This window comes from Owenweeksia hongkongensis DSM 17368 (assembly GCF_000236705.1).
Classification (GTDB): domain Bacteria; phylum Bacteroidota; class Bacteroidia; order Flavobacteriales; family Schleiferiaceae; genus Owenweeksia; species Owenweeksia hongkongensis.
Window position 1 is genome coordinate 2,228,863 of record NC_016599.1, and the last position, 23,881, is coordinate 2,252,743.

Consider the following 23,881-nt stretch of genomic DNA (forward strand, 5'->3'; position numbering starts at 1 on the left):
GGATCACGATCGGAGCGAGTAATCTCAAATCTCTGACCAAAAGTAACGCGGATGACGCGGGTTAGATTACGTAGCCACAGATTGCACTTATTTCACGGATTTTTCTGGAAAGCATAACTCAAAGCAATACACAGTCAACCAAATCATAACATCGCACAAGCTAAAGGTGGGACAACAAAAAGCAAAAGGCTGCCACGGCTTAGAGCTTTTGACTTGATCTCGGTCCCCCCACAGAGATCACGATCGGAGCGAGTAATCATGCATTATCGATTTCAAATAAAAAAGCCCGTGAGTTTCACGGGCTTTTTACTTCTATCAGATAACCAAATATCCCTTGAAGATGAACCTCATCTTCCTAATACAAGTCTCATTCAGCAACTTTCAGTACTAGTCCTACAGGGCCAATCAATCCAGAAGTCAGCAACTCATCTTCGGCTTTATAAAAAGGAATTGCTGTATAAGTAATTTTATCCTCAATACCTGGCTGAGCATCCCCAATAAGGCGATTTACCCAAAGGTTAGTCACCTCAATTTTGATTTCATTTTCTCCGGCTTTTAAACCTTCGGTGATATTTACCTTAAATGGTTTTTTCCAAACAATGCCTTGAGACTTGCCATTTACAAACACCTCAGCAATGTTCTTCACCTCACCCAAATCAAGCTCTATTTCACCTTTTTTAAGATCACCTTCAGTAACATTGACGGTATTGATATAGGCGGCAGTACCAGAGAAGTACTTGATTCCAGCATCTGTATTTTCAGTCCATGAGCTAAGCTCTTCAAAGGTTGCGCTGGCAGGCGCACCTCTCTCTGCCTGAAACTCTACATTCCATGGTCCATTTACTGTTGCCAATACAGTCTCCTTAACTTCAGGAAGGGTGAATGATGCCTTATCAGTTGATGATGTAAACACTATAAAGATGGCATCATTTGGAACCAAATTAAGAGGCACCGTTGTCAAGCCATCTTTAGAGGTATAAGATACTTCGTTGATTTCTCCGGTTTGCGGATTCCATAGCTCAGGCTTTCTGCCACTCACTCTAAAGGTAGCTTCGGTTGGGGTATTACCCTTTTCACAATTGCTAATCCAGTAGATTTCGGCACCATGGGTAGTTCTATGTACAAACCTCAAGTCTGCATTTCCGGTATAAGCCATGTCTGGTTTTATACCCTGACTTTCCAAAGCAGAAGCAATGCTCGCATCAACCATTACATTTTTCAAACTTCCGCCCCACACTTCATTTATTAGTTTAGTCACCTCTTCCTGATCATCTGTCTGGCTCGGGCTGCCCACAGGTTTAGGGCCTACCACTACACCTCCTGCTTTCGCAAACTCAGCAATCTTTTTCATCACATCCAAAGACATGTATTTGCTGTTGGAATCCAGGGCCAGAATTCTATACTGCACACCTGATTTGGTGCTGTACGTACCATCACTGTAGCTCAACTCATTTCTGATAGCATCTGCATTAATAAAGTCAAAGCTGTAACCCTTTGGAACTGCTGGCAACTCTTCCGCGTAAAGCGAAGTAATATTGTTGTCCTGGCCATAGTAATACACTACATCCGCCACATTTTGACCTTGCTGAAGCATATAAGATCCCCGAGACAAATAGCTAATCCAAGGTTTGGCTTGCTCAGCCCAGGTTTCATGGCGAGTAAACCACTGACCAAATGGCCCAAGGCCTAGTCCCGGGATTTTGTCATCCGAAGGTTGGTGTACCGAAGTGTGTATTACATAACGGTTCAATCCGCTCGCCAACTCCATATCTGCCGTGGGCTTCAACTTTTCAGGATGAAAAGCAAAGCTGTTCATGATTGCGGTCATTGACTCTGCAGCCACATACTTTTGTCCATAAAGGTGAGAAGTAGACGATGACTCCCTGATATCCGCCTGATATCTCACTGCCGGACCTTCTTCTTCAGGACCACCGATAGCACCCGGAGTCCAGAATGCAGACATAGGGACATCAGCCTTACTTTTTATGGCCATACCGTCACCAACGTAGGCCCTACCAACTTCATGAGATTCTGTGTAGCGCCCCATTCCTCTTTTGTGCAACTCTTCGCCAAGCACATCGTAGTGATTTTCCTTAATCATTTCTCCGAGGGTTCTTCTAAAATCCCAAAGGAAACGATCACTCGCCTCAGGGCTTTGAACCACCTCACCCACCAATGTAGGCATCCATGGAATAAGGCTATAGCCTCTTCTCTTTTCAAACTCTTCCGGCATTTTTTCTGTCCAGTTAAGCACTCCTGCTTCCCAGCTATCGGTAATGATAAAGTCTAAAGGACCACCGTCACCCATACCATTTTGGCTGGCATCTTTATATTGATCTAAGAAGTTGTTGATGTACGCGCGTACGGCATCAGCATCAAGCTTATCAACCTCCAAACCTGTAGCTTCAGGCGAGGCCGGGTGATTTTGACGACCAGTAAGTGAATATCCAAAGCGCAACACTTTCCACTTACCCGCTGGCACTTCCCAATTCAATTTTCCGTCAGCCTCCATTTTATCGGTAACATCTACCACAGTGCTGATATCTACCGCATCATCCGAAGCAGGTGTCCAGTCATTATAATATCCTTTGTAGGCACGCTGAACACCATAGCCAGCCTTTTCCTCAAAATCAGCAATGCGCGCTGTTGTGTGCAAGTTTATCTCGGCCACTTCTACACCTTCCGGCTTTGGAGGATTCTGAGGTATTCCCATCATAACTGCAATTCTATTAGGCTTTGTCTCCTCTGTCATGAAGTTAAATCGATAGTACTTTGCCGTAAGTGGTTCATCAAATGTATACGTCACCTGCGGCATTTTTCCCAAGGGCAGGTTTTGCACTTTTTTAAAATTCACACCATCATCACTCACTTCCAAAGTTCTAAAGTCCTCAGCAGGTATATCATTAAACTCAGGCACTTCACCCCCTCCGGCAACGGTTACCGAGCTAATAGTTGTTGGCTCATCAAAACCATATTGCACATAGACATACTCACCTACCTTTTTAGGTGGTAAAAAAGAAGTTGTCGCTAAATCGCCATCTGTAAGCTGCGCCAGGTTGAAGTTGCCTCCGCTGCTTGTAATCTTCGGATTGTAATCCTTGATAGGCTTGTCATTATCACTCAGCTTATAAGCAATAATCCTTACATCATTGTAGTACGTGCCAGGTTCAGGACCCGGACCGGCAATACCGATATGGTTTGCATACTTTACATTTTGAAAGACACCGGTAACAGATGGTGGTGCAGGCAAAACCCCAGAAAAATTCTTTCCACCCTCCACACCCGTAGAACTCCAAACCAGCTTTTTCATACCGTCTTTAGGCTCTACCCATGGGCCTCCGGTTTCACTCCATCCGGGAGAAGCCGCAATGGCCATCTCAAGACCCAGCGAATCCGCCAAATGTGTGGTGTAGGCAAAAGCCTTCTTCCATTCAGGAGTCATATAGGTAAGTCTCTTATCCACTATTTGTGGAGTGAACAACCCGGCATCAAAATTCTGGAACCCTCCAATACCCACTCGGTGCATCCATAGTAGGTCTTTTTTAATCCCCTCTTTGCTGATGTTTCCATTCATCCAATGCCACCATACTCGTGGCTTTGCTTCGTTTGGCGGAGTTTTAAAGCTCTCTCTCAATTCGCTAATGTCCGCATCTACAACTTTGCTCTGCTCCGAACTGGAACACTGCACTTGCGTGAGCATTACCATTAGCGCAGAACCTAATGCGGCTATACTTTGTCTTTTCATTCTTTCCTTATTTAATTCCTTAACCTTTGCTTCGTTCCTAATCATTTTTGCCTAAAGCAAAGGAGTCCACTCATGACGGGCTCCATTTGTTAAGCTACTATTCTTAAAACCTATATGTTACAGTCAGGTAATATGATCTTGGCTGAATGGTAACGATACCGAAAGTACTGTTAGGGTCAGCAGCCAGTACGTCAGGAGTAAACCCTTGGCGATCTAATGACGCAGGGAAGCCTCCTGGTGCTTGCCAGCTCATTACTCCGGTTCCATTCAAAAGATTCACTACATTAAATGTCAAATCCCATTTTTGAGAAGGAGTGTAAGTAGCTCCCAGGTCAAACTGATGGAACGAAGGAAGCTCAAATGTGTTAGCTACGTTAGCAGGTCTTGCTCCCATAAATCTCCAGTTGGCAAACACATCAATGTTTTTGGTAATGGAGTAAGCCGGGCTAATGTTGAACATAAACTTAGGATTGTTGTCCGCAGCATTACCTGAGTAATCTTCTGTTACATCGTCATCCATTCCATCATTACCCAAAATCCAGATTTCCCACTTCTTAGCTGTAGCTTTCTGAGCGGTAAACACACCTCTTACACTAAACTTCTTGATTTTATAGTTAAGCTCCAATTCAAGACCGAAAGTTTCAATTTCATTTAAAAGTATTGGCGTATTGTAGTTCAAACCTGCAGTATCCAACCCTGTAGTAGAAGTAGGAACATTACTTAACAAGCTATAAAATGGTGTCGCTATAATATTCAGGTTCTTGAAAGTCGTTTTAAAACCAATCTCAGCCTGCTTCAAATCCTGTGCCTTTGGATCCAAAGTGCTTGCAGCAAATTTTGAATTAGCACTCAGATAATACAGCAAATCCGGTGACTTTTTACCATTAGAGAAGCGTCCATAAATGGCCATCTTCTCATTTAGCATATAATTCAAAGCAGCTGAATACGAGAAAGTTTTAACTGTGTGATTGTATTGCACACGATCGCCTTCGCTATAAGCGTAGTTGTCATAAAGGGTAGAAACATCCCCATCATCACCACCGGTTCCGTCATCCACTCCTGATGAAGCTAATAGGTTTGTACCATCTACCGATACCACATCATATCTGGCTCCATAATCTAAGTGCAATCTTGAAGTAATTTCCCAGCTATGACCGAAAAACAAGGCAGCCTGGTTTTGAATCACATCAGAACCTGTAAAACTTGCTCTTCCAGCACCTGCTACCCCGTTAGGATCAGTTACCTGCTTAACATTTCCTGAACCATCAGTAATAGTCACGTTAAGTGGGTGCGGTTGATTTTCAATAGTACTAAGAGCTACTGCTGCCAGGTTGGCTCTACTCTTTACGTTAGACTGGGCCACAAAACCTCCTAATGAGAAAGTCATTTTATCCAATTTCTTAGAGATGATAAATTGATCCATCAGTTCGTTTACGCGGTTTTGGTTTACAAACAAACCTTGAAGCATCACCGAGTTAGCCTGAATATCCTGTCCTGGAAGATTGTCGGAATTTGTTACTGTGTGATCAAATCCTGAAGCTGAAAATACCTGCGCTACTTCCTGACCGGTTACCATATCAGTAAAAGTATAGGTTCCTGCGGAGTTTGGATTCAATGTATTGGTAAACAAGTATGGAAATACAGACTCCAATCCAACAAATGTGATTACCGCACCCGTGTTCCAATTAGCTTGCTTAGAAGTATACTTCATGTTGTTGTTGATCTTCCAGCCATTACCCAATAACTGATTCCAATCCATACCTACAGCATAATCTTTAGAATGCACAAGGTTAGTAGGATCATACTCGTGCTCTTCACCAAAGTTGTCCTTGTATTTAAAGGTCAAATCCTTTGATGGCAAATACGCATCAGTATTTGATACACCCGGAGCCAATTGTGGATTATCATAATTTACTGCTGGTGAAAACTCAAACCAGGCATTGTGATCATCAAGCATTTTAGCATAAAGCTTAATAGAACCGGTACTGTATCGCTTCACAATATTTGCTTTGAGCTGACCACCATAGTTCATGGCGTATCCAGGGTTCCTGTAACCATTATCATAGCGATAAAAACCACCTAGGTTATAGGTCAGATCTCCAGTTTCATTCAACGCTCCACTAAGATTCAAATCTGCCCTGTAATATGGATTTTCTCCGCTTAGCAATCCTGCCTTAAGTCGTACAGCTCCTTCAAAATCCTTTTTACCGGTATTGCTGATATAGTTAAAAATACCACCAGGAGCATTAGGTCCAAAAATAGCAGCTGAACCTCCACGAACCGCTTCCACTCTCCCTACGGTTATGTCATTTCTAAGGAAGTAGTCAGGCCCATAGTTACCGTAAGTTACATTGGTTACTGGAAGTCCATCTTCCTGCATAGAAACGTAATAGTATCCTCTATCACCATCGGTAGAGTTTGCCGACACACCGCGCGAATACACCACATTTCTGATTTCTCCCAAAGATGAGTTTACAAATACTCCAGGAACATCTTTAAGCACATCAGCCGCACTGGTTGGCGAAAGCCTTGCAATCTCTTTAGAATTTAAGGTAGAGATAGCCACTGATGATTGAAGTTTCGTTCGCTCGTCAAAAACCCCCGTTACGATAACCTCGTCCATAACCTCAGAACTTTCTTCCAAAACTGCATTCACCGTACCAACCCCTCCTGATACGGTTACTGATTGAACTTTATCCTTGTATCCAATAAATTCGAACGCAACCTGATAAGTTCCATCCGCCACATCATTGATGATAAACTTTCCTTCTGCATCAACAGACCCTCCCTTTTTAAGCGACTCAACGTAAGCCGTTGCTCCGATTAATACCTCTCCGTTTGAAGCTTTCACTGTCCCTTTGATTACTCCGGATTGGGCTATTAAAGAGCTATTAATAAAAAGCAGAAATAAGCCCAGAACCATCACCCTTCGTTTCGCGCTGATCAATGAGAAACAACGGAGATTTGTGTGTAGTCGTTTTGTCATAGTAAGTTGGTTTTTGATAAAAATCTATTTTTTGAAGAGACAGGTTCAGTTATTGAATAATTATCAAAATCCGACCCTGTTGTACTGCTAAAGATATATGGACCTCAAATCCGAACCATCCTGTATTGTCCTGCTCTCTCAAAAAAAATATTCATATCAACAAATCCCTAAAGCGCAGTAATACAAGAATATTAGCACATTTTAGAGTGAATTTCCATACCCCACCAAAAGCACCGACAGTATAATCAGACCTATACCTGAAATGATGGTCAGTGCTGTTTTTCTATTCACACCTTTCCATTCATTGAGTATAATTCCCCATAGATTGGAAATAAGAATTATGAAGGCCATGTGAAGTATCCAAGAACTGGCTCCATTTCCCATTTTACTCTCCCCCATTCCATAAAAGAAGAACTGCATAAACCAGATTGTTCCGGCCATAGCTGAGAAGATATAATTTGAAGACAGTGGCGTTTTTGAATTGGTATAATCACCAAAAGTTTTGTGCTTTTTATTGAGATACATACACCAGATAAAATTGGTAGTAAGCCCACCCCAGAGCAGCACGATGTAGGTTACATTATTTTGAAATAAAGGATTATTCCCGGCTTCTACAGCAACATTAGCCATGGGTTTTCCCGCTTCTATACCATAATTAAAACAAGCACTCAATACCCCGGAAACAATAGCTACAGCCCATCCTTTTTTGGTGTTAAACTCTTTAACACTGGTTTGTTTCTCTTCAGGTGTCTGCTCCTTTTCCTTCATTACGCCAGCTTTGCCGCTTACCGCAATTCCGATAAGACATAGCAAAACACCGAGCAAAACTATCTGACCACCCGTGTTTGCCAACATCCCGGTAAATGTTTCACCCGAATCGGCATTTACAATATCTCTATAGATAGGAGGAAGAAGCGAACCAAATGCTGAAGTAAGACCGAGGGTTACGGTTTGACCGAGGGATATTCCCAGGTATCGAACTGCAAGACCAAACGTAAGCCCCCCAATCCCCCAAAGCACACCCCAGGTATATGACCAACTTAGTGTGCTGACATCTGCATTAGCTATAATGTCCCAAAAGCCATCTATAGTAAGTGTGGCAGCAATAAAGGGAACGATGAGCCAGGAAAATATCCCCCCTACTATCCAGAAAGATTCCCAAGCCCAACCTTTAACTTTTTTATACGGAGTGTAAAAACTCCCCGAGGCAACACCTCCAATAAAATGAAACAGAATCCCTGATATGATTTGCATACTCTATATTTTTACCTGATAAGATTAGTAGTCTGGCTAATGTAGCATGCCTCTTATTTGGGGATATCCTGTACTGTCATGTAAAGAACCGAAACCCACTAAAGGGAGTTTCTTTTTATCAATCTAAAAGTATTTTTGGTTTTATATCTCACTTTGTTAAGAATCATTTGGGCTACGGTAACACCCATTTCCTCAAAATCTGTTGTAATCACGGTAATGCCATTAGCAAGCACCTCCTTGAGCGGTGTGTCATTATAGGATATGATTCCTATGTTTTTCCCCAGCTCAAGATTGTCTGAATCCTTTACCGCCTTAATGATATTTACCAAATCTGTCTCCTCTATAGTGATATATACCTCCCCCTCATTAACCGAATGGCCGGGAGGAATCTCATCCATAATCTCAAAAGCGAAATTGTTATTCACAACAAAGTTTCTAAAGCCCTGCATTATTTCTAATGGATAGGGGTGCTCCACCTTTTTGGGAAAAACGAGATTTATCCTGTTGTACTTCTCCAGCAATGGCTTCGCCTCATCCAGTGCTTTATATATATCTTCTTTAAAATCCTGAACTACTTCCCCAAAATCACCATCCATCCGGGAAAGATGCTTATCGAGTACAAACAGTTTTTTTGGTGAGATGGATTCCAGAATGTGTCTTATTTCATCGTGCTCTTTCTCACTTTTAAAATGAGGCATCATCACCAGGTAGTCATAGTTACGTTTCTTTTCTTCAAGTATCTTTTTGAACAAACTCGCTTCGCAGTGATACACATACAATCTCACTTCAGCCTTATCTCCAAGCGTATTAATGATGTTGTTGTAGATAACCTTTTTGTACGCACTTATCTTATTAAAGAGAAGCATCACCCTAATTTTACTCAGCGGATTAGCATGCTTTATATAAAAGCCTTTACCCCTTACCGACTGTATTACCCCAATACGCTTTAGCTCCATGTATGACTTTTCAACCGTATCCCGGCTAAGATGAAACTCTGCACTAAGGTTGTTTATAGAAGGGATTTTTTGGCCATATCCAAGCTGACCATGCTCAATACCTCTTATAATGGCATCCACCAGCTGTTTGTACTTAGGTCTGTCCGAATTGGGATCAATCCGGATATTCAATAAAAATTCCGTCATAGTGTTACCTGAGAGTTAAAGAACACCATCAATCGTTAAGATTATCCTAAAAAACGAGGGTTCATGTCTACAATTTTACAAAAAATGGATTTATCTCAACCATCAGCTCCACCAAGGTTTGTAGCCCAATTACATAAACTTACACTGGGTATTTCATCCAAAAAAAGTTACAACACTACCTTACAGTACAGGATAGCTATGGTCAACCTATGACCTACTTTCGAATCACGATAATGGAAAATAAACTTCTTAAGACATAAATCATGGACGTGGATACAAGCTATAAGCACGTAGATTACCTGTGGGACGAAAAAAAAGCAGCTGAACTTAAAGGTGACGAAGTTGCTCTTCTTCTTTACAGATCCAACATTCTGGGTGCCGACCTTAGAATCACCAACTATGGTGGAGGTAACACCAGCTGCAAGACCATCGAAAAAGATCCTTTGACCAATCAGGAAAAAGAGATAATGTGGGTAAAAGGTTCTGGTGGTGACATCGGCACACTTACCCGCTCGGGACTTGCAGGGCTTTATGTAGACAAGCTTCGTGCGCTGGAAAATGTATACCGCGGCATCGAGTTTGAGGACGAAATGGTAGCCCTATTCAATCACTGTATTTATGATTTGGACTCAAAGGCTCCTTCAATTGATACGCCTTTACACGCTTTTTTACCTTACAAACATATTGATCACCTCCATCCGGATGCCATCATTGCTATTGCCGCATCCAAAGATGGTGAGCAAATAACCAAGGATCTATTTAATGGAGAACTGGCTTGGATTCCATGGCAACGTCCTGGATTTGACCTGGCGCTTCAGTTAAGAGATGCCTTGAACGCAAATCCCGGAATCAGAGGTATCATTCTTGGGGGCCATGGGCTTTTCACCTGGGGTGACACTGCTTATGATTGCTACATCAATAGCCTTTCAGTAATTGATCGCGCTTCTGAATATTTGGAAAACAATTACGGAACGAAAAGGTCAGTATTTGGCGGAGTAAAAATTAACTCTCTTGACGAGGGAATGCGAAAATCACAGGCCGCAAAACTTGCACCTGTATTGAGAGGATTAGCTTCCAGCGAAGCGGCTATGATTGGCCATTTCACGGATGATATGCGCGTACTTGAGTTTATCAATAGTAATGATCTGGAAAAATTGGCGCCAATGGGCACCAGTTGCCCCGATCACTTTTTGAGAACTAAGATTCGTCCGCTAGTACTCGACTTCCTTCCTGCTGATAGCGATGTAAGTGATTTTGCCGCGATGCGCGAAAAACTCGCCACAGCTTTTGAAGATTACCGAGCTTATTACACCAAGTATTACGAAGATCATAAGCATCCTAATAGCCCGGCACTAAGAGACCCAAATCCAGTAATTATTCTATGGCCTGGAGTTGGTATGTTCTCCTTTGCCAAAAACAAGCAAACTACCCGTGTAGCCAGCGAGTTTTACATCAATGCCATCAATGTAATGAAGGGTGCTGAAGCTGTTTCAGAATATGTTTCTCTACCACTTCAGGAAGCCTTTGACATTGAATACTGGCTATTGGAAGAAGCCAAGCTTCAGCGTATGCCTAAGGAAAAACCACTTTCTAGAAAAGTAGCGCTGATAACCGGTAGTGCCGGAGGAATAGGTAAAGCTATAGCTGATAAAATGGCTGAAGAAGGAGCTTGCGTAGTTCTTACCGACATCAGCAAAGAAAGACTGGAAGAAGCCGTTAAAGACTTTGGAAAAGATGAAGCAGTTCAGACCGAACTTGACGTAACATCTGATGCTTCTATTGCTAATGCATTCGATCAGGCTGCACTGGCCTTTGGTGGAGTAGATATTGTGGTAAACTGTGCCGGACTGGCCATTTCAAAACCACTAAATGAGACCACCGACAAGGATTGGGATCTTCTACAAAATGTAATTGTAAAAGGACAATTTAAAGTAAGCCAGGCAGGAGCTTCTGTACTAAAAGGTCAGAAAATGGGTGGTTTCATTGTAAACATTGCCAGCAAAAACGGTCTGGTTTCAGGGCCTAACAACGTGGGTTATGGCACCGCCAAAGCTGCACAAATACATATGTCTCGCTTATTAGCTGCTGAGCTTGGCCCGGATAAAATCCGTGTAAACGTGGTAAACCCGGATGCCGTGATTGAAGGCAGTAAAATATGGGAAGGTGAATGGGCTGCCGGCCGTGCCAAAGCCTATGGAATAAGCGTAGAAGAACTTCCTGCACACTACGCTAAACGTACACTTTTGAACGAAATCATAAGTACTGAAGATATTGCAAATGGGGTATTTGCATTCGTGGGAGGACACCTATCTAAAAGTACAGGCAACATTCTGAATGTTGATGGCGGTGTAGCCGCTGCTTTTACCAGGTAACTCCCGATCTCTGTGTTAACGTAGCCAATGCACCTCTAAAGTGCGTTGGCTTTTTTTAAATTTCGAGAATGATACTTAACGACCAAAATATTGAGGACGCGAATAAGTCTGCCCTTTCTGATCATCAGAAACAGTATGACAATTTGAAGTCCACGCTAAGCGATAAGCATGACCTGGATGCCATCATCCAAAAACTAAAAGACTTTCAGGTAGCCATTCCCAGCTGGGCATTGGGTACAGGAGGTACACGATTTGGACGCTACGGTGGTGGTGGCGAGCCACGCACTTTGGAGGAGAAAATGTATGACGTTGGCCTGATTCATAAACTCAACCAAAACAGTGGTGCTATCAGCCTTCACATTCCTTGGGACATCCCCGAAAATCCAGAGGCCATTCGCCAACTAGCCAGTAATCTAAACCTGAAATTTGATGCGGTAAATTCCAACACTTTTCAGGATCAGGAAGACGCCAAGTACTCCTATAAATATGGTTCATTGAGCCATGTGGATGCAGCTGTTCGCCAGCAGGCAATTGATCACAACAAAGAAGTGATTGACTACGGGAAAGATCTGGGGTCAAAATCGCTTACCGTTTGGTTGGCTGATGGATCTTCACATCCTGGTCAGAACAATTTTAGAAAAGCCTTTGAACGCACCTATGAGTCGCTGCAGGAAATATACAATCACTTGCCAGCCGACTGGAAAGTGTTTATTGAGTACAAACCGTATGAGCCCTACTTCTACTCGATGGTAATCCAGGATTGGGGAACCTCACATTTGCTTGCACAAAAACTGGGAGACAAAGCACTTAGCCTTGTTGATCTGGGGCACCACCTGCCAAATACCAATATCGAGCAGATTGTGGCTACACTTATGATGCAAAATAAGCTGGGCGGTTTCCACTTTAATGACAGTAAGTTTGGCGATGACGACCTTACCGTTGGTAGCTTAAAGCCCTATCAGTTATTCCTGATTTTCAATGAGCTTGTTGATGGAATGTTGAACACTTCCAACCCTGATCTTTCGTGGATGATTGACGCCAGTCATAATATGAAAGACCCTTTGGAAGACCTTTTACAGTCTGTTGACGCGATTCTTCTAGCCTATGCTCAGGCTTTGGTGGTAGATCGCAAAGCTTTGGACCAGGCACAAGAAAGCAATGACATTACCGGAGCTCAAGAAATTCTTCAGAATGCTTACCGTATGGATTTACGTCCGCTTTTGGCAGAAGCCAGAAGACAAGCCGGAGCTGCTTTGAATCCAATAAAAGCTTACCGCCAGTTTAAAGTGAGAGATCAACTGATTGACGAGCGCGGCTTGAAAACTATTTCAACAGGACTGTAAGGTTATGGCAAAGCATGAAGTAACCGCCATATTTGACATTGGAAAAACCAACAAGAAGTTTTTCCTCTTTGACGATGACCTCAATGAAATTTCAAGAGAGTACACTCGCCTGGAACAAATTGAAGATGAAGATGGATTCCCTTCGGAAGACCTGAAGACGTTGGAAAAATGGATGAAGGATTGCATGGATAAAACCCTTGCAAATCCCGACCTAAAAGTCAAGCATCTCAATTTCTCCACTTATGGTGCTTCATTGGTTCATCTGGATAAAAACAATGCTGTTGCCTCTAGCTTTTACAATTACCTCAAAGAGTTTCCTGAAGATTTACTTGAGGAGTTTCTCGAGAAAAATGGTGGACTGCGAGATTTCGCCATAAATTCTTCGAGCCCCGTGATGGGAATGCTCAACTCAGGTTTACAACTGTATTATTTAAAATACCGCAAGCCTGAAATTTTCAAAAATATTAAGCACAGCCTTCATTTTCCGCAATACTTAAGTTTCCTCTACAGTGGTAAAATGGTATCAGATTATACCAGCCTAGGCTGCCATACTGGTCTTTGGAATTTCAAAAAACAGGAATATCACCAATGGATGCATGATGAAAACATCTACCCTCTGCTACCGAAATTAGTTCCGAGCAATAGCTGTTTTTCAACTCAAATTGGAGGTCAAACTATTGATGTGGGCGTGGGTGTTCACGACAGTTCTTCGGCACTTATTCCATACTTGAATGTAAGCCCCGAGCCCTTTATGCTCATCTCTACCGGCACCTGGAGTATTTGCATGAATTACTTCAACAACGAGCCACTTACCAAAAGTGAACTGGACAAAGATTGCCTCACCTATATGAGAATGGACGGGCGAAGCATAAAGGCCAGCCGACTATTTTTGGGTGAAGAGCACAAAGAGCAAATTCGCGCTTTGTATGCCCACTTCAACCTATCCATGGGATACTATAAAAAGTTGACTTTTGAGCCGGAAGTATATCTAAAGGCTAAAAGCCATGAAGGGAAGAAATTCCGATTCAAATACCTCCAACCGGAAGCATTTGGAATTACCCAGGCAGCTCAGAATGATTACACCATTTTTGAAACCTTCGAAGAAGCCTACTATAGATTTTTAATTGAACTGTGTGAACTTCAAGTGGCCTCCGCCAATCTTGCTATCGGTAATTCAGGAGTTGAAAAGATTTATATTGACGGTGGATTTAGCTCCAATATTATGTTTGTAAGCATACTCGGATTAATGATGCCTAACTGCAGAATCTTCATCACTGACTTCGCCCTGGGCACCGCACTTGGAGCCGCTTTATTGGTAAGCAACCGCAAAATAGAACCCGGATTCCTGGCCAGTAAATACAACACCAAGATGCACGAACCTGTAAGCCTTTCACATCTATGAAAGTAGGCTTGTTCATACCATGTTATATCGATCAGTTTTACCCAAAAGTGGGAATCGCAACACTTAATATTCTCAAAAAGCTGGGATGCGAAGTGGAATACCCTATGGAACAAACATGCTGTGGACAACCAATGGCCAATAGCGGTTTTGAGGCCAACACTCAAAAAACCATGCATCACTTTGTGGATGTATTTTCCGATTACGATTATATCGTGGCTCCTTCAGGAAGCTGCGCCCTGCATGTAAAAGAGCATTATCCGGATTCATTAAATAACAATGTAAGTCGGGTAAAAAACAATATTTATGAGCTCAGTGAATTTCTTACTGATGTACTCAAAGTGAAAGAATGGCCGGGAACTTTCAACCATAAAATTGGCCTGCACTCCAGTTGTCATGGGCTACGCGGATTACGCCTGGCTAAATCCTCTGAATTGAACATTCCTGACTTCAACAAAACACAATACCTGCTTAATCTTATAGACGGAGTAGATCTCATACCACTGGAGCGCAGTGATGAGTGCTGTGGTTTTGGAGGAACCTTTGCCGTAGCTGAAGAAGCACTTTCGGTGAGGATGGGTAATGACAGAATTAGCGATCACGAAAAGCATGGTGCTGAAATTATTACTGCTGGTGACTCCTCATGCCTAATGCACATGGAAGGGCTGATCAAAAGACAGAAGAAAAATATTCGGGTGATGCATTTTGCTGAAATTCTAAATGAGAGTTTATCATGAGCAATAATGGACACCCAAAAGCAGCGGCCAAATTTCTGACCGATCAGGACAAGGTAACCTGGCATGACGAAACTCTATGGCAGGTTCGAAAAAAACGTGATGCTTCGGGTCATTCCATTCCCGAGTGGGAAGAGCTACGAGAACTCGCATCACAGGTAAAAGCCAACGTGCTTTCCAACCTTGACAACTATCTAGAAGAGTTTGAAAAAAACGCCACCGCCAATGGTATTCACGTCCATTGGGCCATTGATGGAGAAGAACACAATCGCATTGTACTTGATATTCTCAAGAAGAACAATGCCGAACATATTGTAAAGAGCAAATCGATTCTTACGGAAGAGTGCCATCTGAACCCTTATTTGGAGAAGAACGGAATTGAGGTAATCGACACCGATCTGGGAGAGCGCATTATGCAACTAGCTAAAACGCCACCCAGCCATATCGTACTGCCCGCCATCCACATGAAGAAAAAGGAAATCGGGCAACTGTTTCACCAAAAGCTGAATACCGAAGAAGGCTCAGAAGATGCAGTGTACCTCACCCATGCTGCACGGGCTCACCTTCGCGGAAAGTTTTTGAGTGCTAAAGCAGCTATTACAGGAGTAAACTTTGCCATTGCTGAAACGGGTGGTTTTGTGGTTTGCACCAATGAAGGAAATGCCGATATGGGCACTCACCTGGCTGATGTTCAGATTGCCTGCATGGGTATCGAAAAGATCATTCCGCGCATGGCGGACTTGGGTATTTTCCTAAGATTGCTGGCACGAAGCGCTACGGGACAATCCATTACCAATTACAATTCACATTTCCTGAAACCCAGAAAAGGTCAGGAACTTCACATTGTATTGGTTGATAACGGGCGAACCAAGCAACTTGCCCGCAAAAAATTCAAAAACAGTTTGAAATGCATACGCTGCGGTGCATGCATGAACACCTGTCCTATATATAGAAGGAGTGGCGGGTATAGCTATGGATCAATAGTTCCTGGGCCCATCGGCTCGATTCTATCACCGGGAACAGATCTGAAAAAATACAGCACCCTACCCTTTGCCTCCACCCTGTGCGGAAGCTGCAGTGATGTGTGTCCCGTTAAAATAAACATACACGAACAGCTTTATGAATGGCGTCAGGAAATAGCCAAAAATCATGAGGTTTCAGCCAGCAAAGAAGCAGTTTCAAAAGCTGCTGATAAGGTATTCGCAAATCCTACTATATACAAAGGAGTAATAAAAATGGCAAGAATCGGTCTTAAATACCTACCTCGCCCATTGGTTTACAATAGCCTGAACGATTGGGGAAAGCATAGAGAGTTACCTGAAGTTCCAAAAATGAGTTTCAAGGAATGGTATCACAAAAATGGAAAAGATGAGTAGTCGAAATCAGATATTGCAAGCCATCCGCGGGCTCAATCAAGAAAAAACTTTACTTCCTGAAGTCCCAAGTTATCAGCATGACACCAATCATATCAACCTGACCTTTCAAAAATCGGCTCTGGCAAACGGAAGCAGAATGGTTTCTGAAAAAGACGCAAAAGAATGGCTTCGAAACCTAGATAGTGACCTACCTATATTCTCTGCTGAAAAAGAATTTGATTCAGGAAATACCGTTTTATCCGATGACCCTCATAATTTAGAAAAGTTGGAGGTTGTCATTTTAAAGGCCCAATTTGCTGTAGCCGAAAACGGTGCCATGTGGTTTGATGATGAGAATTTACCCGAGCGTATTCTTCCATTTATCACACAACACCTTTTAGTACTGTTGGATCAAAACGAAATAGTGGGAGACATGCACGAGGCTTACGAAAGGATTGGCCTTAATTCCACTTCCTTCGGCTTATTTGTTGCCGGCCCATCAAAAACTGCTGACATAGAACAGTCGTTGGTTATTGGTGCGCACGGAGCTATGAGTGTTCAAATAATTTTGCTGTAATTGAGTTAATACTAGGCAGTAAAATGAGTTTAGTACCCCGTCAGTACAGGACAGCTCAATGTTATCTTAATGTTAATATTGACATCAGGATTTGCGCTGTTACCGAATTATAACAATTTCAACAATCCTAACCACCTGAAATACAACCTTAATTAAAAATGGTAGTCTATACCATGGAATCAAAATACCTTCACAAAAACATGATTAGAATAAAAAAGACACGAAAAACTTTTGCTTTGCTGGATGTTTTATATTTTCACGAAAATTTTTAAATCAATAAAAGAGCAATGAAAAAAGCACTTTCTATACTGGCTATCTTTGGATTTGTAGCCTTTGGAACTGTTAATCTTGTAGCACAAGATGGTTCAACCGACACTACCGAACAGCAGACTGAAGGAGCAGATTCTGCAGCCGCTGCTGAAACTGCAACACCCGTTACCGTGGAAACTACCAAAGAAGAAGCCCCTGCTGAAGAGGAAGTGGTAGTGGAGCAATCTTTCCACCAAGTAATTAAGCAGAAGTTTATTGAAGGTGGCCCTTCATTTATGGGTATTGTATTGCTTACCCTTATCTTAGGTTTAGCTCTTTGTATTGAGCGTATCATTTACCTTAACATGGCTACTCCAAACTCTAAAAAGCTTTTGGACGAAATCGAAACTGCCCTACAGAGTGGTGGTGTTGAAGCTGCAAAAGAAGTTTGCCGTAACACTCGTGGTCCTGTAGCTAGTATCTTCTATCAAGGTCTTGACCGTATGGATGAAGGTATCGATGTAGTTGAAAAATCAATTATCTCTTACGGATCTGTACAAATGGGTCTTTTGGAAAGAAACATCTCTTGGATTTCTCTTTTCATCGCCCTAGCACCAATGCTTGGTTTCATGGGAACTGTAATTGGTATGATTGGAGCATTTGACGCTATTGAAGCAGCTGGTGATATTTCCCCATCTCTTGTGGCCGGAGGTATTAAAGTAGCACTTCTTACTACTGTATTCGGTCTTATTGTAGCTATGATTCTTCAAATTTTCTACAACTACATTGTAGCAAAAGTTGACTCTATCGTAAACAAGATGGAAGATTCTTCTATCTCTTTGATCGACCTTTTGATTAAGCACGGTGCAAGCCACAAATAATATTTAAGCATGAACGAGACAATAATTAATATTGGAATCTATGCTTCGTATGCACTAATCGCGATCGGCATTATTGCCATTTTGATATTTGGTGTAGCACAAATAGCTGGAAATCCAAAAGCCGCCAAAAGTGCTCTATTCGGCATTGTAGGTTTGGCCGTAGTTAGCGGTCTTGCTTACGTGCTTAGCACTGGCTCTGACGCCACTGGCATGTATGCCAAGCTTGACGTTACCGAAGGCTCATCGCACATGGTAGGTGCCGGGCTATACGCCTTTTATATTTTAATGGCCCTAGCTGTGTTATCTATAATTTATGTAGAGATAACCCGTTTATTTAGTAAAAATGGCTAGAAGCAAAAGAGCAATACCCGAAATCAACGCAGGCTCAATGGCAGATATCGCATTCTTGCTATTGATCTTCTTCCTTGTGACCACCACTATGGATGTTGACTCCGGTATTAGTACAAAATTACCACCGTGGGAGCCAGAGCAACTGGAGAACCCACCCCCCATTAAGCAGAAAAATCTTTTTACCGTTTTGGTAAATGCCAATGATCAATTATTGGTAGAAGATGAGTATGCTGAAATTGAAGACTTGCGAGATTTAGCAAAGAAGTTTTTAGATAACAATGGTAATGGTGAATGTGACTATTGTCAAGGAATTAAAAGCCCTTTGTCTTCTGATAGTCCTGGAAAAGCTATTGTTTCATTACAGAATGACCGTGGTACTTCTTACAAAACTTACATTGCTGTGCAAAACGAATTAGTTGCTGCATACAATGAGTTGCGTAATGAATTAGCACAACGTCAATATGGAAAGAACTTTGACGAGCTAGGTGAAGAACAAGCCAAGCAAGTTCAGGAAGCCTACCCGCAAAAGATATCGGAAGCAGAACCATTAAACTTATAAGTAATCATGGGAAAGTTTAAGAAAAATTCAGGCGGTGGAACACCCGCAATATCTACAGCATCGCTGCCGGATATCGTATTTATGCTTTTGTTCTTCTTTATGGTTACCACTGTAATGCGTGAGGTTACTATTTTGGTAGATAACCAAAAACCCTTCGCTACTGAAATCAAGAAGCTGGAGAAGAAAAACCTGGTTACCTATATTTATGTAGGTAAGCCTAAAAAGAATCTTCAAGCCCAAGTAGGTACTGAGCCACGTATTCAACTTAATGATGCTTTTGCTCGTTTAGGAGAGATACAGCAGTACGTAATCGAAGAGAGAAATGCAATTAACGAAGCTGAACGCCCATTGATGACCGTTTCTATCAAAGCTGATGAAAAGGTAAAAATGGGATTAGTTTCGGATATCAAGCAAGAATTGAGAAAAGCTGAAGCTCTTAAAATAAACTATTCTACCCGTAAGGGAGAAGTGTTCGGAGAGCTATAACATTTCATCATGTCCCGTCCTAAATAACCGATACAGGTTTTTATATAGATTAAACATAGTAATTAAACCTTGGTGAAGCTAGCTTCACCAAGGTTTTGTTTTTTATAGGATTTTATTTTGACCTGATCTTGTTTATGCATTTGTTCTGGAGTGTTCATTTGGCAGGAGAGGTGTGGCCTTTGTTTATTATAAATGCTTACACTGTCTTCCACCAAAGGCTTCATGATGTCTAGTTTATCGGCCTTTACTACTTCAATAAATTCTTGCTTTAAAATACCGTTTATACGTTCCGCTATGGCGTTGGCATATGGGTCATAAGACTCTGTCATGCTACAGGTTATTTTGGCTTTAGCCAGTTGTTTTTGGTAATCGGTGCTACAATATTGTAGGCCTCTGTCTGAGTGATGGATCAGAGGTTGGCTAGGGTATTTTCGATTTTTGATAGCTTGCTTTAAGGCAGATAGCGCACCATCCACACTCAAACTGTTTGATACATTGTAGCCTACTATCTTTTTTGAGTAGGCATCGGTAACTAGAGCCAGGTACATGGGGTTTTCTCGGGTACCCACATAAGTTATATCGGCCACCCAAAGCTGCTCTGGCCGGGTAATGGGTAAGTCTGCAATCACGTTTTTGTGTTTGCGGAACCTATGGTGTGAGTTGGTGGTAATATGGTATGATTTCTTGGGTTGTATTAACATGTGATTTGCTTTTAGAATGTGGAACAATTTATCGCGACCCACGCCCAGTGCTTGCAGCTCTGGCTGTAGCAAGTGGTAAAGTTTACGTGTGCCTAGCCGAGGCATGGACATGCGCTTTTCCTGCACGAGTGATACTACTTTTTGCGCACGTTGCTTTTTGGCTTCTTCGGCTTTAATGGCGCGATAATAAACTTGACGGCTATACCCGAACAATCTACAGGTAGCCGTTAGGCTTTCTTGGTAGTGTTCTTTGTATTGGTTGACTGTTCGGGTAAGGAGTTTTTTCTGATTGGAATATTGTACTCTTTCTCGGCTATATCTATCATCATATCAAAGATGATCGCCTTTTTGTCGGCTCGTTCTATTTGATGTTCCAGCTGCTTTTTCTGCTTTTCTAATAGCCGAACTTTTTGCTCTAGTTCCATCAGTTTTTGTTCTGGAGTTTTGGGCATTTGTATTGGAGTTTGATTTTCCCAATCAAAGTTACCATACTTTCTTAACCAACTCAGCACAGTACTGCGAGCCTGAATGCCATATTTTCGGACTGCTCCATGCTGACTTAACTCGCCCCGTTCTATTTCTTGGACAACTTGCAGCTTGAAGTTTAAGCTGTAATCTTTTTGTGTACGCTTTACGTAGCCATTGTCTTTCATAAGGTTACAAATTTGTGTAACGCTATTTCAGGACGTGACATCAAATATTTTGAAAAAGACCGTCAACAACTGACGGTCTTTTTTTGTTATATTCAACACCGCAAATATTCTGGATTAAATATTTGCACCATTTTGATTTTTAAACCCTAAAATTTTGATTATGAAAAAAGGATTATTCTGGATCTGTGCAATGGCAGCAATACCAGCTCTAGCACAGCAGTCTTCCCAACTTGAGGTCACGCATAGCCAGGTAAAAGGCAATGTTGCCCATGAAGGAAGCTACACTCCTATTAAAAAAGGAACATCGGTGGTAAGTACATCATTGGGAAAAGCTTCTAATGGCTATTCCACTGCATTCGGATCTAAAACTTATCTATGGGTCGACCCAAGTATAAATACAATCACATTTACACATAGAAATGACATAGGACTTTTTCCTTCACAAACTAGCGGACATCTTCGCTATGATGTATCAAAAGATGGCGGAACTACCTGGAGCGTTGACCAAGGTCCTATCTGGAGCCCAACTGGCGCACAAGGTGCGCTTAATGGACCCGCACGTTATCCTCAAGGTGTGATAGTAAACCCTACTGGAAACACCCAGCCAGATTCAGCGTATTTGGCATTTTTTGCACCTACTTTAAATGGAACAAATAGCGCTGGCTCATGGGGTGGCCAGGTTTTTGGATCAATCCAACTTGATGGAACTGATTTAAATGTAACAGAGTTAACCACCGACCCTGCAAATGATATTTTCTTCCAGGTTTCTGATGACTTTACCTATGTAGCCGATTCTCAAATGGTAGTAGGAATCAACCAGGGAGACGATGTAACCTCAGGATCTGTGCTGTACAATGACACCATCATCTTAACTAAGGGAAGATGGAATGCTAGTACAAAATCATTAGACCAGTCATTTAGCAAAGCTTATTTCCCATTTGCAATTGACACTGCAGGTACTACTGGAAGCGCAGTATTTGGTGACTGCAAAGTAGCTTTTTCACCTGATGGAAGCGTGGGTTATATAAGTGGAATTGGATATTTGGACGATGCAAATGTTGCTCCTTATGGAGTTTACTCACCAACGATCATCAAAACCACTGACGGTGGTAAAACATGGAGTGCACAGACTGGTGTTAATCTAGATAATTTAGTAATTACCAACCATGGTAATACTTTGCTAGATAGTCTATCTGATCTATACCCGGCATGGGCAATTGGTGCTTTAACTACTGCCTTTGAACATGATTTGGTAGTTGACAAAAATGGCAACCCTCACATTGTTTGTAACGTAGTTCCATCTGCAAATAATACGCTTACATCTACTGGAACTTCCGGTACTGCATTTTCTGTTTACTCAGCATTAAACATGATTGTGGATATATACTCTACTGATGGCGGTAGCTCATGGGAAGCACACCTTATTGATACAGCGAGTACCTTCCGTGGTGAATACGGCCCTGCAGCTGAGGTAGCTGAAGACAACCGACCTCAAGTGGCACGTACCCCTGATGGTTCGGTGCTTGTGTATGCTTACGGTGACACTGATATCTTAACCTTTGGAATTGCAGACAATCTGTTTCCGGATATTAAAATGAGAAGCCTTGATGTGGATAATGACCAACTTGGACCACTTTCTGTAATGACCAACAATCAGTCTGACAAAGGAACGGCTAACATGTTTAACCTTCCTCACATTGTATATGCACCGAATGCCAATGGTGAAATTCATGTACCTGCTACAGCTACTGAGTTTACTAATGATGATCGTACTTTAGTAACATCTTCTGTACAGTATATCTATTATGATCTGATGTACAATATGAACAGCGGAGTTGGTATTACTGAACTTGATGTAGCTAAAGGTGAAGTTTCTTCCATCTACCCTAATCCTGCTTCTAACAATGCATGGATGGAGTATAGTGTGAAAGTTCCTGGAGAATACACTATCCAAATCTCTAGCATTACTGGAGTGGTTGTAAAGTCTATTGAATTAGGAAATGTAGGTAGTGGAAACTACAAGCAGCAGCTAATGACTGAAAACCTAACTAACGGAGTATACGTAGTAACCCTAAGAAGTGGTGACTATGCATCTTCTCAAAGAATGGTTATTCAGAAATAATATTCCTAACGGAATTTAAATTTTCAAGGCCTCCTCAGTTTTGCTGAGGGGGCTTTTATTTGAGGTGTCAAATGTCTTCTTCAAAGCCAGCAAGGCTGCTGCAAACACCACTAACATTGGAAGGCTGATAGCCCAGTTTACTTTATCCCCAAGCATGCCTTCATTATCATAAGGAAGCTCAAGAAAATATACTCCCAAAATAATAGCACCATTATTAATTAGGTGAAGAATGATGGGGACCCAAATAGAACCACTCCACTCCTTTATATATCCTAAAACTACCCCAAGAGCCATTATAGAAAGAAAAGCGTAAAACTGCTGATGCAGGAGAGCAAACAAAAAGGCAGTAACCCAAACCGCTAGATGCATTCCTCCAAAACCTCTTTTCATAACTCGCTGAATAACCCCTCTAAACAAAAGCTCCTCACCCACAGCAGGCAATATGGCCATCACCAAAAAAGAAAATGCAAACTGCCACACATTTTCCATTATCAAGAACTTCTGCATTTGAGCCGTCATTGCTGATTCTGCCTTGTCCAATATGTCTTTAATAAAATGTAAAGCTTCAGGCCACGGAATAGCTGCGGTGAAACGATACAACAAGTCAGATACGGCATTTGCTCCAAGAGATATTACTACCAAAAGCAATACAACTAAAATTGGTTTTGGAAAACTATTGACCTTTAAATACCCCTTTGGTTTGTTTGAGAACAAATAGGCCGCCACCAACGCTGGAACTACAAATGTACCAGTGGCAGCAAACAGTTGAAGAAACTTCAAAATACCGACATTCCCGCTAGTGATGGAACTTATGTTTTCCATCAGTTCTACAAAAGAGATAGGAAAAAACAAGGGTACTAAAACCACTCCAAGAAAAGAGAATACCATTGCCCCTGCTACACCTAAAAGCACAATCAGCATGAATTGAAACGTGCCACTCTTCTCGCTAAATACTCCTTTCATCTGCCTGTT

At 42.0% G+C, this 23,881-nt stretch carries 17 protein-coding genes and 1 pseudogene; 11 read left to right on the plus strand and 7 right to left on the minus strand.

Going from position 1 to position 23,881, the window contains the following annotated elements; all coding sequences use genetic code 11:
- Positions 1–367: 367 nt before the first annotated feature.
- The 4 genes from OWEHO_RS10000 to OWEHO_RS10015 all read right to left on the minus strand — a co-directional run bounded on the left by OWEHO_RS10000 (position 368) and on the right by OWEHO_RS10015 (position 9,127).
- The gene (locus OWEHO_RS10000) at positions 368–3,745 is read right to left on the minus strand and encodes a glycosyl hydrolase (protein ID WP_223252682.1); all 3,378 of its coding nucleotides are present in this window, start codon (positions 3,743–3,745) and stop codon (positions 368–370) included.
- Positions 3,746–3,848: 103 nt separating this feature from the next.
- Positions 3,849–6,731 carry a TonB-dependent receptor gene (locus tag OWEHO_RS10005; RefSeq protein ID WP_014202357.1) on the minus strand — a complete coding sequence of 961 codons (2,883 nt, stop codon included), beginning with the start codon at positions 6,729–6,731 and terminating at the stop codon, positions 3,849–3,851.
- 201 nt (positions 6,732–6,932) lie between these two features.
- Positions 6,933–7,985 (minus strand): L-rhamnose/proton symporter RhaT, encoded by a 1,053-nt coding sequence (gene rhaT, locus OWEHO_RS10010; protein ID WP_014202358.1) that lies wholly within the window; start codon positions 7,983–7,985, stop codon positions 6,933–6,935.
- Positions 7,986–8,083: 98 nt separating this feature from the next.
- The gene (locus OWEHO_RS10015) at positions 8,084–9,127 is read right to left on the minus strand and encodes a GntR family transcriptional regulator (RefSeq protein ID WP_014202359.1); all 1,044 of its coding nucleotides are present in this window, start codon (positions 9,125–9,127) and stop codon (positions 8,084–8,086) included.
- A gap of 263 nt (positions 9,128–9,390) precedes the next feature.
- On the opposite strand from OWEHO_RS10015, the gene OWEHO_RS10020 reads away from it, so the two are divergent.
- The 10 genes from OWEHO_RS10020 to OWEHO_RS10065 all read left to right on the plus strand — a co-directional run bounded on the left by OWEHO_RS10020 (position 9,391) and on the right by OWEHO_RS10065 (position 19,433).
- A complete protein-coding gene (locus OWEHO_RS10020) occupies positions 9,391–11,499 on the plus strand; it encodes a bifunctional rhamnulose-1-phosphate aldolase/short-chain dehydrogenase (RefSeq protein WP_014202360.1) in 2,109 nt (702 codons plus the stop codon).
- A gap of 68 nt (positions 11,500–11,567) precedes the next feature.
- Positions 11,568–12,842 (plus strand): TIM barrel protein, encoded by a 1,275-nt coding sequence (locus tag OWEHO_RS10025; protein ID WP_014202361.1) that lies wholly within the window; start codon positions 11,568–11,570, stop codon positions 12,840–12,842.
- A gap of 4 nt (positions 12,843–12,846) precedes the next feature.
- A complete protein-coding gene (locus OWEHO_RS10030) occupies positions 12,847–14,244 on the plus strand; it encodes an FGGY-family carbohydrate kinase (protein WP_014202362.1) in 1,398 nt (465 codons plus the stop codon).
- Positions 14,241–14,978 (plus strand): (Fe-S)-binding protein, encoded by a 738-nt coding sequence (locus OWEHO_RS10035; protein ID WP_014202363.1) that lies wholly within the window; start codon positions 14,241–14,243, stop codon positions 14,976–14,978. Before OWEHO_RS10030 ends, OWEHO_RS10035 begins: the two co-directional genes overlap by 4 nt.
- A complete protein-coding gene (locus tag OWEHO_RS10040) occupies positions 14,975–16,351 on the plus strand; it encodes a LutB/LldF family L-lactate oxidation iron-sulfur protein (RefSeq protein WP_014202364.1) in 1,377 nt (458 codons plus the stop codon). Before OWEHO_RS10035 ends, OWEHO_RS10040 begins: the two co-directional genes overlap by 4 nt.
- Positions 16,344–16,907 (plus strand): LutC/YkgG family protein, encoded by a 564-nt coding sequence (locus OWEHO_RS10045; protein WP_014202365.1) that lies wholly within the window; start codon positions 16,344–16,346, stop codon positions 16,905–16,907. Before OWEHO_RS10040 ends, OWEHO_RS10045 begins: the two co-directional genes overlap by 8 nt.
- 287 nt (positions 16,908–17,194) lie before the next feature.
- Positions 17,195–18,037: a MotA/TolQ/ExbB proton channel family protein gene (locus tag OWEHO_RS10050; RefSeq protein ID WP_014202366.1), complete on the plus strand. Its 843-nt coding sequence runs from the start codon at positions 17,195–17,197 to the stop codon at positions 18,035–18,037.
- A 9-nt stretch (positions 18,038–18,046) separates the two neighbouring features.
- Positions 18,047–18,388 carry a hypothetical protein gene (locus OWEHO_RS10055; protein WP_014202367.1) on the plus strand — a complete coding sequence of 114 codons (342 nt, stop codon included), beginning with the start codon at positions 18,047–18,049 and terminating at the stop codon, positions 18,386–18,388.
- Positions 18,381–18,947 carry an ExbD/TolR family protein gene (locus OWEHO_RS10060; RefSeq protein ID WP_014202368.1) on the plus strand — a complete coding sequence of 189 codons (567 nt, stop codon included), beginning with the start codon at positions 18,381–18,383 and terminating at the stop codon, positions 18,945–18,947. The genes OWEHO_RS10055 and OWEHO_RS10060 overlap by 8 nt, the downstream gene beginning before the upstream one ends.
- Positions 18,948–18,953: 6 nt before the next feature.
- Complete coding sequence (locus OWEHO_RS10065) at positions 18,954–19,433, plus strand: ExbD/TolR family protein (RefSeq protein ID WP_014202369.1); 480 nt, start codon at positions 18,954–18,956, stop codon at positions 19,431–19,433.
- A gap of 62 nt (positions 19,434–19,495) precedes the next feature.
- Here the strand turns inward: OWEHO_RS10065 and OWEHO_RS10070 are convergent.
- A pseudogene (locus tag OWEHO_RS10070) lies at positions 19,496–20,365 on the minus strand (IS3 family transposase); the annotation flags it as partial.
- A complete protein-coding gene (locus tag OWEHO_RS18645) occupies positions 20,362–20,787 on the minus strand; it encodes a helix-turn-helix domain-containing protein (RefSeq protein ID WP_014201344.1) in 426 nt (141 codons plus the stop codon). The gene OWEHO_RS18645 and the pseudogene OWEHO_RS10070, both read right to left, overlap by 4 nt.
- 160 nt (positions 20,788–20,947) lie before the next feature.
- Here OWEHO_RS18645 and OWEHO_RS10080 point away from each other — a divergent pair, with 160 nt between their 5' ends.
- Positions 20,948–22,909 (plus strand): T9SS type A sorting domain-containing protein, encoded by a 1,962-nt coding sequence (locus OWEHO_RS10080; protein WP_014202370.1) that lies wholly within the window; start codon positions 20,948–20,950, stop codon positions 22,907–22,909.
- A 15-nt stretch (positions 22,910–22,924) separates the two neighbouring features.
- Here OWEHO_RS10080 and OWEHO_RS10085 read toward each other — a convergent pair whose 3' ends face one another.
- A complete protein-coding gene (locus OWEHO_RS10085; protein ID WP_014202371.1) occupies positions 22,925–23,872 on the minus strand; it encodes a CPBP family intramembrane glutamic endopeptidase in 948 nt (315 codons plus the stop codon).
- Between the last annotated feature and the right edge of the window lie 9 nt (positions 23,873–23,881).

Coding starts and splice junctions, on each gene's coding strand:
- OWEHO_RS10000 (WP_223252682.1), bottom strand. CDS start 3,745: ATGAAAAGACAAAGTATAGCCGCATTAGGTTCTGCGCTAATGGTAATG.
- OWEHO_RS10005 (WP_014202357.1), bottom strand. CDS start 6,731: ATGACAAAACGACTACACACAAATCTCCGTTGTTTCTCATTGATCAGC.
- rhaT (WP_014202358.1), bottom strand. CDS start 7,985: ATGCAAATCATATCAGGGATTCTGTTTCATTTTATTGGAGGTGTTGCC.
- OWEHO_RS10015 (WP_014202359.1), bottom strand. CDS start 9,127: ATGACGGAATTTTTATTGAATATCCGGATTGATCCCAATTCGGACAGA.
- OWEHO_RS10020 (WP_014202360.1), top strand. CDS start 9,391: ATGGACGTGGATACAAGCTATAAGCACGTAGATTACCTGTGGGACGAA.
- OWEHO_RS10025 (WP_014202361.1), top strand. CDS start 11,568: ATGATACTTAACGACCAAAATATTGAGGACGCGAATAAGTCTGCCCTT.
- OWEHO_RS10030 (WP_014202362.1), top strand. CDS start 12,847: ATGGCAAAGCATGAAGTAACCGCCATATTTGACATTGGAAAAACCAAC.
- OWEHO_RS10035 (WP_014202363.1), top strand. CDS start 14,241: ATGAAAGTAGGCTTGTTCATACCATGTTATATCGATCAGTTTTACCCA.
- OWEHO_RS10040 (WP_014202364.1), top strand. CDS start 14,975: ATGAGCAATAATGGACACCCAAAAGCAGCGGCCAAATTTCTGACCGAT.
- OWEHO_RS10045 (WP_014202365.1), top strand. CDS start 16,344: ATGAGTAGTCGAAATCAGATATTGCAAGCCATCCGCGGGCTCAATCAA.
- OWEHO_RS10050 (WP_014202366.1), top strand. CDS start 17,195: ATGAAAAAAGCACTTTCTATACTGGCTATCTTTGGATTTGTAGCCTTT.
- OWEHO_RS10055 (WP_014202367.1), top strand. CDS start 18,047: ATGAACGAGACAATAATTAATATTGGAATCTATGCTTCGTATGCACTA.
- OWEHO_RS10060 (WP_014202368.1), top strand. CDS start 18,381: ATGGCTAGAAGCAAAAGAGCAATACCCGAAATCAACGCAGGCTCAATG.
- OWEHO_RS10065 (WP_014202369.1), top strand. CDS start 18,954: ATGGGAAAGTTTAAGAAAAATTCAGGCGGTGGAACACCCGCAATATCT.
- OWEHO_RS18645 (WP_014201344.1), bottom strand. CDS start 20,787: ATGAAAGACAATGGCTACGTAAAGCGTACACAAAAAGATTACAGCTTA.
- OWEHO_RS10080 (WP_014202370.1), top strand. CDS start 20,948: ATGAAAAAAGGATTATTCTGGATCTGTGCAATGGCAGCAATACCAGCT.
- OWEHO_RS10085 (WP_014202371.1), bottom strand. CDS start 23,872: ATGAAAGGAGTATTTAGCGAGAAGAGTGGCACGTTTCAATTCATGCTG.